This is a genomic window from Microcoleus sp. FACHB-SPT15 (assembly GCF_014849525.1).
Classification (GTDB): Bacteria; Cyanobacteriota; Cyanobacteriia; order Cyanobacteriales; family Coleofasciculaceae; genus Symplocastrum; species Symplocastrum torsivum.
On the sequence record NZ_JACJNU010000062.1, the window covers coordinates 201,910 to 215,147 of the forward strand.

The 13,238-nt window shown below is 47.1% G+C and carries 7 protein-coding genes and 1 tRNA gene; 3 read left to right on the plus strand and 5 right to left on the minus strand.

The window, feature by feature from the left end:
- The first annotated feature begins 103 nt into the window (after positions 1-103).
- Positions 104-805: an actin-binding WH2 domain-containing protein gene (locus H6F98_RS25310; protein WP_192221482.1), complete on the plus strand. Its 702-nt coding sequence runs from the start codon at positions 104-106 to the stop codon at positions 803-805.
- 160 nt (positions 806-965) lie between these two features.
- On the opposite strand, the gene H6F98_RS25315 is transcribed toward H6F98_RS25310, so the two are convergent.
- Together H6F98_RS25315 and H6F98_RS25320 are read right to left on the minus strand one after the other, a co-directional pair.
- Positions 966-1,604, minus strand: a complete 639-nt coding sequence (locus tag H6F98_RS25315) for a Uma2 family endonuclease (RefSeq protein ID WP_192221483.1) — start codon at positions 1,602-1,604, stop codon at positions 966-968.
- Between the two features lie 62 nt (positions 1,605-1,666).
- Complete coding sequence (locus H6F98_RS25320) at positions 1,667-5,845, minus strand: PAS domain-containing protein (RefSeq protein WP_192221484.1); 4,179 nt, start codon at positions 5,843-5,845, stop codon at positions 1,667-1,669.
- Positions 5,846-6,265: 420 nt separating this feature from the next.
- Here H6F98_RS25320 and H6F98_RS25325 point away from each other — a divergent pair, with 420 nt between their 5' ends.
- Positions 6,266-7,090: a SirB1 family protein gene (locus tag H6F98_RS25325; RefSeq protein WP_192221485.1), complete on the plus strand. Its 825-nt coding sequence runs from the start codon at positions 6,266-6,268 to the stop codon at positions 7,088-7,090.
- 160 nt (positions 7,091-7,250) lie between these two features.
- On the opposite strand, the gene H6F98_RS25330 is transcribed toward H6F98_RS25325, so the two are convergent.
- Entirely contained in the window at positions 7,251-7,709 is a 459-nt protein-coding gene (locus H6F98_RS25330; RefSeq protein ID WP_192221486.1) for an SRPBCC family protein, read from the minus strand.
- 353 nt (positions 7,710-8,062) lie between these two features.
- Here H6F98_RS25330 and H6F98_RS25335 point away from each other — a divergent pair, with 353 nt between their 5' ends.
- Positions 8,063-9,838: a mechanosensitive ion channel gene (locus H6F98_RS25335; RefSeq protein WP_192221487.1), complete on the plus strand. Its 1,776-nt coding sequence runs from the start codon at positions 8,063-8,065 to the stop codon at positions 9,836-9,838.
- A 300-nt stretch (positions 9,839-10,138) separates the two neighbouring features.
- On the opposite strand, the gene mutS is transcribed toward H6F98_RS25335, so the two are convergent.
- Positions 10,139-12,874, minus strand: a complete 2,736-nt coding sequence (mutS, locus tag H6F98_RS25340; protein ID WP_192221488.1) for a DNA mismatch repair protein MutS — start codon at positions 12,872-12,874, stop codon at positions 10,139-10,141.
- Positions 12,875-13,051: 177 nt separating this feature from the next.
- Positions 13,052-13,124: transfer RNA gene (locus H6F98_RS25345), tRNA-His, on the minus strand.
- Positions 13,125-13,238: the final 114 nt, after the last annotated feature.

Below are 13,238 nucleotides of genomic sequence, written 5' to 3' on the forward strand. Positions count from 1 at the left end.
TAACTATCAGCCATCAGCTTTCTTGTTTTCCTAAGGAATTGTTGCTAATGGCAGTTGACAAGAGATTCCTGCTAAAACTAGGTATGCCTTAGGAGAGAAGAAGATGATTCAACGTCAAGTCCAGGCAACACGCTACTTTACAACCTTAATTGGGTTATTACGCGATCGCTCCTTGTTTCTGGAAGAAATCCGTTCCGGCATCAAGCTCAAGAGTAAGGTAAGCTCGCTGCTAATTTGTAGTTCGCTGTTTTTTGCCGTTTATGGTGGGATTATTGGTTCCTTCCACAGTGTTGCCCAGGCTTTGTCTTCAGCGGTGAAGCTGCCCTCGCTCTATCTAATTACCCTGATTATCTGTTTCCCAACGCTATATTTCTTTAACATCTTGTTTGGTTCCCGTAAGACGTTCGGGCAGCATTTTGCGATGCTCTTAACGGCAGTATCGGTGATTAGCGTCTTACTGTTTAGCTTTGCATCAATTACGTTGTTCTTTCTAATCTCAACGTTTAACTATCAATTCATTATTTTGTTGAATGTAGCTATCTTTGCGATTACAGGGTTCATCGGAATTAAATTCCTTTACCAAGGAATGCAATTACTTTCCAAGGAAGATGAGGAAGGATTAACCACTCGGATGAGTATTCTCAGGTTTTGGCTAATTCTTTATGCCTTTGTCGGAACACAACTGGCTTGGACATTACGACCGTTTTTTGGCACACCTGACTCACCCTTTGTGCTGTTCCGCGAGTTGGAAGGTAACTTTTATCTGAGTTTGGTGCAAGCGCTAGGAGAAATTTTAGGATTTTAAGCGGCTGCCTTTTTAAAGCAACCAGCAGTCAACTTTTAGCCAAATCTGCTCGAAGCAAACGGGACTCGCTTCTCGTCGATGTCAAGAACCGTCTTGGCTACTGCTATATAACTCAGGTGGGCGAAAGAAATCCAAAAAGCTGATAGCTGACAGCTTTCTGCTATCGTTGCTCTCTAACCCAAGCTCGGAATGCTTTCATTGTTTTGTTTCTTCCTAAAGCTACACTCTGGTTGAGATATTGGGGAATTATCTCAATGAGGGGTAAATTAGGAAAATTTAGACTGTATTCGCACTTGATATACTTCCGATTTTGTAGCACATTAATTTGTAACTTCTCATTCTCAAATCGCCACAGTTCCGGGACTTGCAAGGCTTCATAGATACTCGGATGGGTACGAGAAGTTACATCAATTTCTAGCGCTAAATCGGGAGGTGGATCTACGGTTAAATCCAACCTTTTTTTGCCACGAACTACCGCCTCATTTTGAATATAAAAACAATCGTCAGGTTCTATACCTTTGACCATCTCTTCATTTTTGAAGGTAGTCGAACCAAGAGGCCAAAATTCAATATCTAGTTCTTCTAAAAGGATTTTGACTAAATCTCCAATCAGGACTTTATTAGTCTCGTGTTCTGGCAGGGGTGTCATAATTTCCAGAGTTCCATTGTCATACGCCACTCTAGAGGAACGATGTTCGCCTAAATCCTCTAAAATCGCTTCAAATTCCTGCCAGCTTACGTTAGAGAGCAGCACCCGCTGCCCTGGTGGCACGGTGATTTGATTGAGTTCTAATAGCATTTTCCAACCCCACTCAGTAAAATTTCTTTGTTCAGCGTTGCTGTGTCCGCCGCATCGGTTGCTTACCTCTCTAGATTACTGTTGCCTCTGAGTAGGGTGGCGATCGCATTTGCGAGAAAGGCTGGCTCAACTGGCTTTGTAACGTGCTTCTGGAAACCAGCAAGGAGGATTTGTTGATGATCAGTCTCTCCCGCGTAAGCCGTTAGTGCGATCGCAGGTATCTCGCCTCCTTGTTCGGGACAGAGTGAGCGTATTTGCTGGATGAACATATATCCATCCATTTCGGGCATTCCAATATCACTCAACAGGACATCTGGTTTAACGTTCACCAAAATGTTTAGCGCCTCAGTCGCTGAGGTAACGGCTTGTACGCTAGCACCATATTGTTCAAGGATGAAGACAATCAGCTCAAGAGTGTCCTGCTCATCATCCACGACAAGTACCCGTATCCCTTCAAGATTTGGCTCGTCTCCTGGCAACCCCAAGTCTTCACTCTCATTAGACACAACATTTATCAACGGGAGAGTCACCGTAAACGTTGCGCCCTGATCAACTCCCGCACTTGAGACTGTAACGTTCCCACCATGGAGTTCTACAAGATGTTGGACAATTGCTAGCCCTAGTCCTAGTCCACCAAATACCCGTGTCGTGCTGCTGTTTTCTTGACGAAAGTAATCAAATACATGGGGTAGAAATTCAGGGACTATACCCTTACCTGTATCTCGAACAATGATTTGGGCATTGTTGTTCAGGCGTTCCAACTTGATTTCAACCCGTCCCCGGCTAGGCGTGAACTTGACAGCGTTTGAGAGGAGATTCCACACCACTTGCTGCAAGCGGTTAGCATCTCCCAACACTTTCCTCACGTTGGCGTCAAAAACTGTACTGATCTCAATTGACTTCGCCTCAGCCGCTAGACGCACTGTCTCTTGTGCAGCTTCTATCACCGTTACTAAGTCAACTAGAGAGACATTTAAGTGAACCTTGCCTTGCAAAATCCGCGAAACATCTAGCAAATCTTCAATTAGCTGGGTTTGTAGTTGGGCGTTGCGCTCAATTGTTTCCAAAGCATAAGCCGTCTTTGCCTCGTCAAGCTTGTGGGTACGCAAAAGCTTTGCCCATCCTAAAATCGGATTTAGGGGAGTCCTGAGTTCATGGGAAAGGACGGCTAGGAACTCATCTTTAATTCGGTTCGCTGCCGTACTTCGTGCCGCTTCGCTAACAGCTTGTGCTTTTGCACGCTGTTCAGCTTCGTAGAGATAGGCACGGGCAATTGCTTGAGCGCACTGTTGTCCTAATGCAAGCATGAATGCTCTGTCTTGCTCACCAAACATCTGGGCAGAGGCAAAACTCAAACCTAACCCACCAATGGTGCATCCCTCGACTGTTAAGGGAATGGCGGCAAAGGCGCAACTGCTTGTCAGGGTTGGTAGGTGAGCTAAATCAGGATAGTGGGCGGCAAAGGCTTCAACATTCTCTAGAAAAATCGGTTCTCCATTCCACACTGTATCTGCCAAGGGTGTTGCTGTTGTCCCAGGACGACACTCCCAGTTATCGAACAACTCTTCAGGATAGCCAACTGTCCCTGCCAGTTTCAAAGAGTTGCCCGAATCATCAAGCAAGACAACCGATCCGGCGATCGCACCTAAAGCCGTAATTCCTTGATTGACTACAACTTCAGCAACTTGGGCAGGAGTCAGTGCTTCTGAAAAAGCGGCTGTGACAGCTTGTAGAAGGGCTGTACGATTAGCGGCAAATTCTGCACTCTGGCGTGAAGTCGTGGCTTCCCGATAAAGCCTTGCATTATCAATCGCGAGGGCAGCACGACGGGCTAAATCCTCGGCAACAGCCAAGTCATCTGTCTTGTAGCGGCGACCTGATTGGGCAGTAACCATGGTAATCGTACCCAGTATCCGTTGACGTGCAATTAGTGGCACAATCAGCACTGACTCAAGTCCCAGTCCACGAACAAGCTGCAAATGTTCTGCTTCAGGAATCGCTGCTACAAGCAATGAGTCGGAAATCTTAGGGATGAGTTCAGGTTTACCTGTTCTAATTACCTTCACAATCGGGTTAGCGCTATCAAGCTTAGGAATGTACAGAGCAAGCTGTTGTGAGACTTCGGCTTGGGATGACTTGGTAAATGCGATCGCCTTTCGTTGAATCGAGCCATCGTCTTGCAGAATTTCCACGGAACACAAATCAGCCAAACGAGGTACCGGAATCTGGGCAACACTTTGGAGCGTTGCTTCATAATCTAAGGAAGCAGAAAGGATGCTACTCGTCTCGGCGAGAAAATGTAGTGTGTCCTCTGCCTGTTTACGCTCAGTAATGTCGCGTTGATTTCCCCAAGCTCTAACTAAAAAACCATCTTCAACAATCCCGACCAAGTTATTCGAGAAATACTTGGAATTGCCAAATCGATCTAGCTCGTGGGATTCGGCATCACTAAGTCGATACTGAGAACGGATAAAAGCACGTAGGTACTCTTCATTATCGGGGTCGGCTCGGACAAGGAAGTCTCCGATTCTACGTCCAACAAGCTCTTCGACACGTTCAAAGCCATACATTGATGCCATGACTTGGTTACATTCAGCGAGATAGCCATACTCATAAAGATGCTGAATTTGCTCGTCTTCCGGAGTCTCGATTGCCAAAGGCGTTTCTAATTCAAAGCGCCAAATTCCTTCGGTACTCTGCTTAACAAAAGCCCGATAGCGTTCTTCACTTTTGCGTAGTGCTGCTTCGGCTAAGTTGCGATCGCGTAGTGCAGCTTGGCGATCGCTAATATCAATCGCGGCACAAGTCACACCAAGAATAGAACCCGCTTCATCCCGTTGTGGCTCCACAGTAATGTCATAATACCAATCCCGCCCTTGTTGCGTGATTTTCACCTCTTCTCGCATCCCAATGCCCGTTTCTAATACACGGCGCTTGATACGAGTCACAACCAAGGCATCATCAAGAGGCATCAAGTCTTCATCTCGTTTACCCAGCACTGCCTCTACCTGATGCTCGAAGGCAGGATTGTAAATCCATGTATATCGAAGTTCTTGGTCTTGGTTAAATAAAGTAATCGGCGAGTTCTTAATCGCAACCCGAAGTCGCTCCTCGGCAACACGCAGCGCCTGTTCTGCCCGCTTACTTTCCGTAATATCTGCCACCATGACACCAACGCCGACAGTCTGTCCCGCTTCACCCCTTACTGGGTAGTAGTTAGCTAGCCAATAGCCCAAGCGTCCTGCCTGCCCTGGAGCCTCACCACTAAATTCCACATTTAGCTGGGGTTGACCTGTATCCAAAACGTTCTGGATTTGTGGCTCAAACAGGGTTGCCATGTCTGGTAAGAGTTCTCGAAAGCGTTGCCCCAAGTGTTGTTCTACAGATAAGCCGTTGATCTGTGCAAGTACCTGATTAATGCGGATATAGCGCAGTTCTTGGTCAAAAAAGCAAATGCCAATTGGGGCAACGGCTAGTAGTGCATCAATTAAAGCTAGCGACTCGGCTTGTTGCTTTAGTGCCTGCTGACGTTGGGTAATGTCATTGACTAGAGCAACAAATCCTCGGACTTCTCCTTGTTTGCCAAAATCAGGAATGTAAGTTGCCTGAATATAGCGATCGCCATCTTTATACGGCATCTGTACCTCAAAGCTGACAGGTTCTCCTGCCAACACCGCTTCTAGCCGAGGCTGAATGGTTTGATATGCTGTCTCACCCAAAACTGACACGATGGGTTCTCCAGCAATGTCATTCCGGGAGACTCCAAACCAGTCTTCATAGGCTTGATTATTGAAACGGTAGTGCAAAGAGGCATCAACATAAGCGATTGGAGTAGGCAGAGCATCTGTGATTAGACGCAGTTGTGCTTGACTCTCCCGCAGCATCTCTTCCCTTCGCCTCTGTGCTTCAACGAGCCAGTTGCTCAAGTGGGCAACCAACCCAAACACACTTAAACGCAAGAGATCGTCTACATGAACATTCAAAGCGTTATAAGGTGGAAGCGCAAAGTAATTAATCGCCAAGGTCGATAAAGCTGTTGCGAACAACCCCGATCCTAGTCCACCCCAAGACGCACTAATCATCACAGCCGCAAAAAATAAAGGTGTTGGAGTTGGCTTCAGTAGTGACCCTGACCAGAGTGTCAGTAACAGAGCAGTTCCTACAGCAAGCATCGCTAACACAACCGCAAAAGCAGCCATCATGTAGCGATTGAGGTGAAGGCGATTATTGTCTAATAGCATTATTTGAGCCGGGGTAACTCTCTAAAAGCGGAACCAAGAGCAGTGTCATCACAACATTCTCTCTTCTATCTTGCGATAGAAGTCAAAAAAAAACCCTTGGTGTATGCACTGTTACAGTTTAGGCTGCTTCAGTTGGATGAGTTGCTCGACTTTATCCAATGAATAGCAAGAGAGTTAGCGACCTATAGCCATCAGCAGTCAGCTTTCAATCACATAGGCTCACTTCTAAGGAATGCTCTTCTCCCGTTAATGCCCTAACCTAATTGGCTACTGCTATATCTTCTACTTTGAACAATAAACCATAGACAAAACGCCATTATTGGCGATCGCAATACCCTTTGCCTCAGTCTTGATTAGGAAGCGTCAAGGTAGCCTCTTCTCTAAAATCAAAAGGAAAGCTTCGCCAAAAATGCCTTTCCTATGGACTTTTCCTTAGGGCGTAACAACTTCGCTCAAGAGATACAGCAGTCAGACACCCAAATTGACTTAGGGGCAGCCGCCCTTTATATTGCCCAAGAAGAATACCCTGACCTTGATACTGCCGCCTACCTCAATGCCCTTGACGTTATGGCAATGGAAGTAGAGGAGCGCTTGCCAGTCGAACGATATCCTTTAAAAATAATCCAGAGTCTTAATCAATACTTTTATGATGACCTAGGTTATACCGGAAACACCGAAGATTACTATGACCCTCGCAACAGCTTCCTAAATGATGTCATTGACCGACGCCTTGGTATCCCGATTACCATCTCTGTTGTCTATCTGGAAGTTGCCCGACGCCTTGACTTTCCAATGGTTGGTATCAATATGCCTGGACATTTCCTGATTCGTCCAGAGTTTCAGGATGTAGGCATTTTTGTTGATGCCTTTAATCGGGGTGAGGTTTTATTTGAACAAGACTGTGAGGAACGACTAACCCAGATGTACGGGCGTTCTGTACCACTGCAACCACAGTTCACAGAAGCAGTGAGTCATCGGCAGCTATTAGCACGAATGCTGACAAATCTCAAATTTATTTACCTCAACCGCCAAGATTTTACCAAAGCTCTAGCAGCAGTTGAGCGCATTTTGCTGTTGTTTCCTGATAGTCCCTTAGAACTGAGAGATCGGGGGCTGCTTTATTCCCAACTAGGATATGCATCAAGAGCCTCTCAGGATCTAGAACTATACTTAGCGATGGTTCCCGATGCAGACGATGCTGATGTAATTCGCCGCTTGCTTGAACAACTGCGGCGAGAGGTGTAGGCGGGAATTGGGAATGGGTGAGAGGCGGATGCCTACCTTACAAGAAAAAAGACTCTTGTGGGATGGGCATCTTGCCCGTTTTGGCTATTTATGCAAAAGGTCTAATAATACCGCTCAGCTTACCATTCCCAATTCCCAATTCCCAATTCCCAACATCTTCTCACTTCATTCCTAGATATGTCTCCTCAGCAACGCGCTTAAGGCGCCTAAGTTGAGCTTTCATATCGTTTTGTGTCCAGTTGGCAGCAAAGGTGTTGAAGCCCCAGCTTACTAAGGGATTGGGTATGACGAACTCGAAACGGTTGAGAAGACGTGTTCCTGTTTCGGATGGCTGACACTCCCAGCGATCGCGTCCTTGAAAAAACCCCTTGAACTCCCAGACGACTAAACCGGGTTCCCGCTCTACCACAATACTTTTTAAGGTAGGCTGCACTATGGGAATTTGAATCACGAAGCGGCTACGACTGCCTATCTCTGTACTCCAGTCGCCGATGGGTTCACAACGCAACGCTGGGTTAAGCCAACGGTGCATCAAAGTCTGGTCAGTGATACAGCGCTCGACGGCTGTGGCGCTTGCCTTGATTTGAATTGATTGCTCAAAAACCTGGGTATTTGACATTTAAAAATTTAACAGCGTCTCACAACTGGTAATCTTGCTCTTGTTAATACCATGTCAATTATGAGAGGAATGTTGCCAAAAACCAAAAACTTTAATGACCAAAAATCAGCAAATCCTAGATTTTTATGGCTTAATTATCCATAAGGATAGAGGTAAAGCTAGGAATTTCAGTTTAAGGTTGTGCCTGAACATCTCAGGCTGTTAATCTTAAATTTTCTAATCTTATGCATTCCTTGTGACGTGGGCACTGATTGGTTAAGAGGCATAGACAGCATCAATCACAGCAGTACGGGTGTCACAAGTTCCGAGTTGAAGCCTTGTGAAGTTTGAGAATAACGCAAGAAGGAAGAGGTATGAATAACCTTTGGCAAGGTATTGTCCAAATTGTAGAAGTGGGTGTACCAATCCAGGTGCATCCAATTTTGGCGCAGGCTACGCCGACTGCTACACCCGCCCAATCAGCTCAACCAGGGATAGTTGAGAATAGCGCAGATTATTTTCAGACGATTGCCGGAAATACAGCTGCTTTTGTTCCTAGCTTGCTGGCGGCGATTTTAATTTTGGTGGTGGGTCTGATCATCGCCTTCATCGCTTCAGCGATAACAAAGGGTATACTCAAGCGCACCAATCTTGACAACAAACTTGCTGACTGGCTTACCGGAAGGCAGGCAGGATCAGAGCCTCCCCCAGTTGAGCAATGGGTAGCAAGTGCCGTTTTCTGGATCGTGATGATTTTCACGGCTGTAGCGGTTCTCGATACTCTACGGCTAGAAGTTGTTTCTCAACCTCTAAATGCATTCCTTAGCCAAATCCTCAGCTTCTTGCCTAAGCTCTTTGCGGCGGGTATTTTATTAGGGATTGCTTGGTTGATTGCAACCCTCGTCAAGCTTGTGACAACACGGGCGCTGCGTGCGCTTCGGTTGGATGAGCGTTTGGGTCAACAAGTCAGAACTACTCCAGATAACCCGGACGAGATTCCACCTAGAACAACGAGCCAATTCTCACTCGCCGATACGATTGGGAATGCGTTGTATTGGTTCATCTTTCTCCTATTCCTACCTGCGATTTTAAGCACCTTAGGTTTGGAAGGAACGCTGCTTCCGGTACAGCAACTGCTCAATGAAATTCTGGCAATTTTGCCGAATATTTTGGCAGCGATTGTAATCGCCGCCGTGGGTTGGCTGGTTGCTCAAGTCGTGCGGCGTATTGTGACAAACTTGCTATCGGCAGCAGGTGCTGATCGCTTAGGTAGCCGATTTGGACTACGGGCAACTCCAGGCGGTCAATCACTTTCCTGGATTCTCGGAACGGTTGTCTATGTCTTAATCTTGATTCCCACAGCAATCGCAGCTTTGAATGCGCTCCAGATTGAGGCAATCTCAGCACCTGCGATCGCAATGCTCAATCAGATTCTGAGCGCTCTTCCCAAAATCTTTACAGCTGGGTTGATTCTGGCGATTGCTTATGTATTAGGGCAGTTTCTCAGTGACCTAGTAACCAATATTCTGACAAGCATTGGCTTCAACAACATTTTTCAGTGGATCGGCTTGCCCACACCCCGCAGCGCCCGCAGAACAACGGGAATTCCAAGGGATGACTTAGGACTCCCACCACCACCACCACCGACAACTGGGCCAGAGACTCGGCTACAGACTACACCCGTTCCCACTCGGACACCATCCGAGCTGGTGGGAATTATTGTGCTAGTCGGCGTTATGCTGTTTGCTACTGTTGCAGCCGTTGATGTCCTAGAGATCACTGCTCTGACCGCAATTGTCAGTGGCATTGTTCTCATCGCTGGGCGGATTCTGGCTGGGTTAATTGTATTTGCGATCGGTTTATACCTAGCAAATCTCGCCTTTAACTTGATTATTAGCTCTGGCTCTCGCCAATCCAAATTCCTTGCCCAAGCCGCTCGAATTGCAATCATTGCTTTGGTTATCCCGATGGCACTGCAACAAATGGGCATTGCTGGTGACATTGTGAACTTAGCGTTTGGATTGCTTTTAGGAGCAATTGCTGTTGCGATCGCACTTGCCTTCGGTTTAGGGGGACGCGATATTGCGGCAGGTCAAGTTCGGGAGTGGCTAGACTCGTTCAAGCAAAACCGACCACCTGATATTCGATAGGTTAGGGAATGGGGATGGGGAAAGAGACTTTTGCACTTTTAAGGGTAAAGGTCAAAGGAATCTGTCATCCCAATTGGTGTCAACTTAACGTTGATTTGGCGGTTGAAACCGCAGCTACACAAACGAAACCCGCCTTCGCGGGTTTCAAAACAATTAATTTTTCGTTAGTCCGCGCAGGCGGACTTGGTTTTTATAGCTGCGAATTCATTCGCCCTTGTCTTAAATTGACACCAATGGTTATCCCCTTCCCCCTGCCTCCCCTGCTTAAGTATTCTCAAGAGCGGAAGAAAGCAAGAAGTATCAATCATCAAAAATATCTAACTGTTCCACAGGTGTTTCTTCAGCGGCTATATTTGGCACTGAAGATTTTTTTTGCCCCCCTTTACGCAGTCCAACGGCAATTTTGCTGTGCTTCTCAATTTGACTCATCACCTGCTTTGCCCGTTGAATCACAGGTGCAGGTAAACCCGCTAGACGTCCTGCTTCAATTCCATAAGATCGGTCAGCACCTCCCGGTTGAACTTGGTGTAAGAAGATAATTTGGTCAGGTAGTTCCTTCACCGTTACCTGGTAGTTAGCGATATTTGGTAGGAGAGAAGCGAGTTCGTTGAGTTCATGGTAGTGGGTGGCAAAGATCGTTCTTGCCCGTATCTCGGTCGCTAGGTATTCTGCAACCGCCCAAGCAATAGAAAGTCCATCAAAGGTGGCTGTCCCCCGCCCAATTTCATCGAGGAGAACAAGAGATTTAGCCGTGGCATGGTTGAGGATATTGGCGGTTTCATTCATCTCTACCATGAAGGTAGATTGACCCGTGGCTAAATCATCAACAGCACCAACACGAGTAAAAATGCGATCGCATATTCCCAACGTTGCTGACGACGCAGGTACATAACTTCCAGTCTGCGCCATCAGTTGAATCAACCCCACTTGCCGCAGATAACAACTCTTTCCACTTGCATTTGGACCCGTAAGAATAATTAGGTCAGGACGTTCACTGACTTGACTCTTCTCTCCCCTTTTTGAGGGGGATTTGGGGGAATCGACTGACTGCCTCCCCAAATACGCAGAATTCGGCACAAAAAACCCAGCAGGTAAAGATTGCTCCACCACCGGATGACGCCCGTCGATGATGGTAATCTCCCGACCTTCCACTATATTCGGGCGACAGTAACCTTGGTATACCGCTACCTCTGCTAAACCACAGAGGATATCAACTGCCGCCACCGCACGCGATACATTACGAATCTGTTCAGCTTGCTCCCCAACCTGATTTCGCAGACCCACAAAAACTTCATATTCCAAGCGGTTCAAGTCTTCCCGTGCTGTGAGAATCCGTGCTTCCCGTTCCTTCAACTCTGGCGTAATGTAACGCTCCTCATTTGTAAGGGTTTGCTTGCGGATGTAGTTATCAGGAACTTGGTCTGCTTTAGTGCGAGTGATACTAATGTAGTAGCCAAAGGTTTTGTTAAAACCCACCTTCAGCGTTGGAATGCCACTACGTTGTCTTTCAGTTACTTCCAAATTCGCAATCCACTGCTGGTCAGCCTCAGCGGTAACTCGCATTTCATCAAGCTGAGGATTAACGCCAGGTCGGATTAAGTTCCCTTCTGTGAGGTGCAAGGGAGGCGACTCAACGAGATGAGTACGGATTTGTTTTCCTAGTTGCTCAAGTTCTGATGGAACGTTTTGTAAAGCTCTGAGATAGGGGGAAGAGCCATAGGCAGCCAACTCAGCTAGTTCCGGGAGTTTCAAAAGGGAACTGCTCAAGGCTACCAAGTCTCGCGCATTAGCCGTACCCGAACCCGCACGACCCGTCAGCCGTTCCAAGTCATAGATTTGGCGCAATAACTGCCGTAAATCTTCCCGTAATCCGCCATTTTCAAATAATTCCTGAATCGTATCGTGCCGCGCCCGGATTCCTTTAATATCCAGGAGTGGTTGTAAGAGCCAACGGCGTAGTGCCCTGCCTCCCATTGCTGTGCTAGTTCTATCTAGTGCCCAAAGTAGGGAACCATGAAACGTGTTGTCCCGGACTGTAGCGGTAATTTCCAGATTGCGGCGGCTCTGGTGGTCGAGAATTAGATAGTCGGCAATGGTATAAGTGCGTAAGGTTTGGAGAGCAACATAATTTTCTTTTTGGGTGTCTTCCAGATATTCCAACAAGCCACCAGCCGCACGAACACCGAGGGGGAGATGTTCACAGCCTAACCCTTCAAGCGATCGCACTCTAAATCGCTCTAACAATCGTTGTCTTGCTTCCCCGGCAGAAAAGGGGGTTTGTGAACGAAAGGCATAGCAAAATGCGTTGGGTAGACACTCCGGCAAATGCTCCGATTTTTCCCCTGGTCGTAGCATACTGACCAAATCCGGTGCATTTGTGGGAACCAATACTTCCGAAGGCTGCAAGCGCATCAACTCTGCGGTGAGGAGTTCTAAATCTGTAGATTGCGTTGTAAAGAACTCACCCGTAGAGATGTCTGCATACGCCAAACCCCAATGATTTCCAGCAATTACTACAGCCGCCAGGAAGTTATTGCGTCGGGCATGGAGCATCCCGTCGTCGAGTAAGGTGCCAGGGGTGAGAATGCGTGTTACCTCACGGCGCACCTGACGCCCTTCTTTCGCCGCCACTGCCGCATCTTCAACTTGGTCACAAATTGCGATCGCAAACCCGCGTTCTACCAACATCGTGCAGTAGCGATCCAAGGCATGGTGAGGGACACCCGTCATAAAAACTCGCCCAATGCCCTTACCTGCCTCCTTACTTGTTAAGACAAGTTCCAGTTCCTCCGATAGTGTCCGGGCATCCTGAAAGAATGTTTCATAAAAGTCCCCCACTCGATACAGCAACATTGCATGGGGATACTGGTCTTTCATATCAGCAAAGTGCTGCATCATCGGCGTTAGTTTACTACGATCTACCGTCCGATAGTCAGCGTTTTCCGCTGTGACGCGCTGTGCCTTCTCAGTAGCACGAGTTGACTTAGAACCGTTGGGTTCGTTGGGAGGGGTAGATGCTTCGAGGTATCCGCTCATGACCAGTCAGTAGATTGCCAAGTTCTTAATGACTTTATCGCAAGCAAGGGATGAGCGTCACTCAAGGGAAATAAATACAAACTACAAGTTGAAATCTGGCGACAAAAACCCAATAGTAAAGCTGACCCCGGCTCTGTCACCGACGATACTTAATTAGTTGCTGTACAACACGTTTAGGGCGAACGATGGGAATTGAACCCACGAATGGTGGTACCACAAACCACTGCCTTAACCATTTGGCTACGCTCGCCATCTGAGTTCCTAATATAACATCTGGTTTGTTGGTTAATCAACTTTCTCTTTTCAATTAACAGGGAACTCTCGTCTCAGAGGGTGTAGTCATAGCGAATAGATGGTTTACTAA

Excerpts from the sequence above, each read along its gene's own strand:
- H6F98_RS25330 (WP_192221486.1), bottom strand. The coding sequence starts at position 7,709 with ATGTCAAATACCCAGGTTTTTGAGCAATCAATTCAAATCAAGGCAAGC.
- H6F98_RS25315 (WP_192221483.1), bottom strand. The coding sequence starts at position 1,604 with ATGCTATTAGAACTCAATCAAATCACCGTGCCACCAGGGCAGCGGGTG.
- H6F98_RS25310 (WP_192221482.1), top strand. The coding sequence starts at position 104 with ATGATTCAACGTCAAGTCCAGGCAACACGCTACTTTACAACCTTAATT.
- H6F98_RS25335 (WP_192221487.1), top strand. The coding sequence starts at position 8,063 with ATGAATAACCTTTGGCAAGGTATTGTCCAAATTGTAGAAGTGGGTGTA.
- H6F98_RS25320 (WP_192221484.1), bottom strand. The coding sequence starts at position 5,845 with ATGCTATTAGACAATAATCGCCTTCACCTCAATCGCTACATGATGGCT.
- H6F98_RS25325 (WP_192221485.1), top strand. The coding sequence starts at position 6,266 with ATGGACTTTTCCTTAGGGCGTAACAACTTCGCTCAAGAGATACAGCAG.
- mutS (WP_192221488.1), bottom strand. The coding sequence starts at position 12,874 with ATGAGCGGATACCTCGAAGCATCTACCCCTCCCAACGAACCCAACGGT.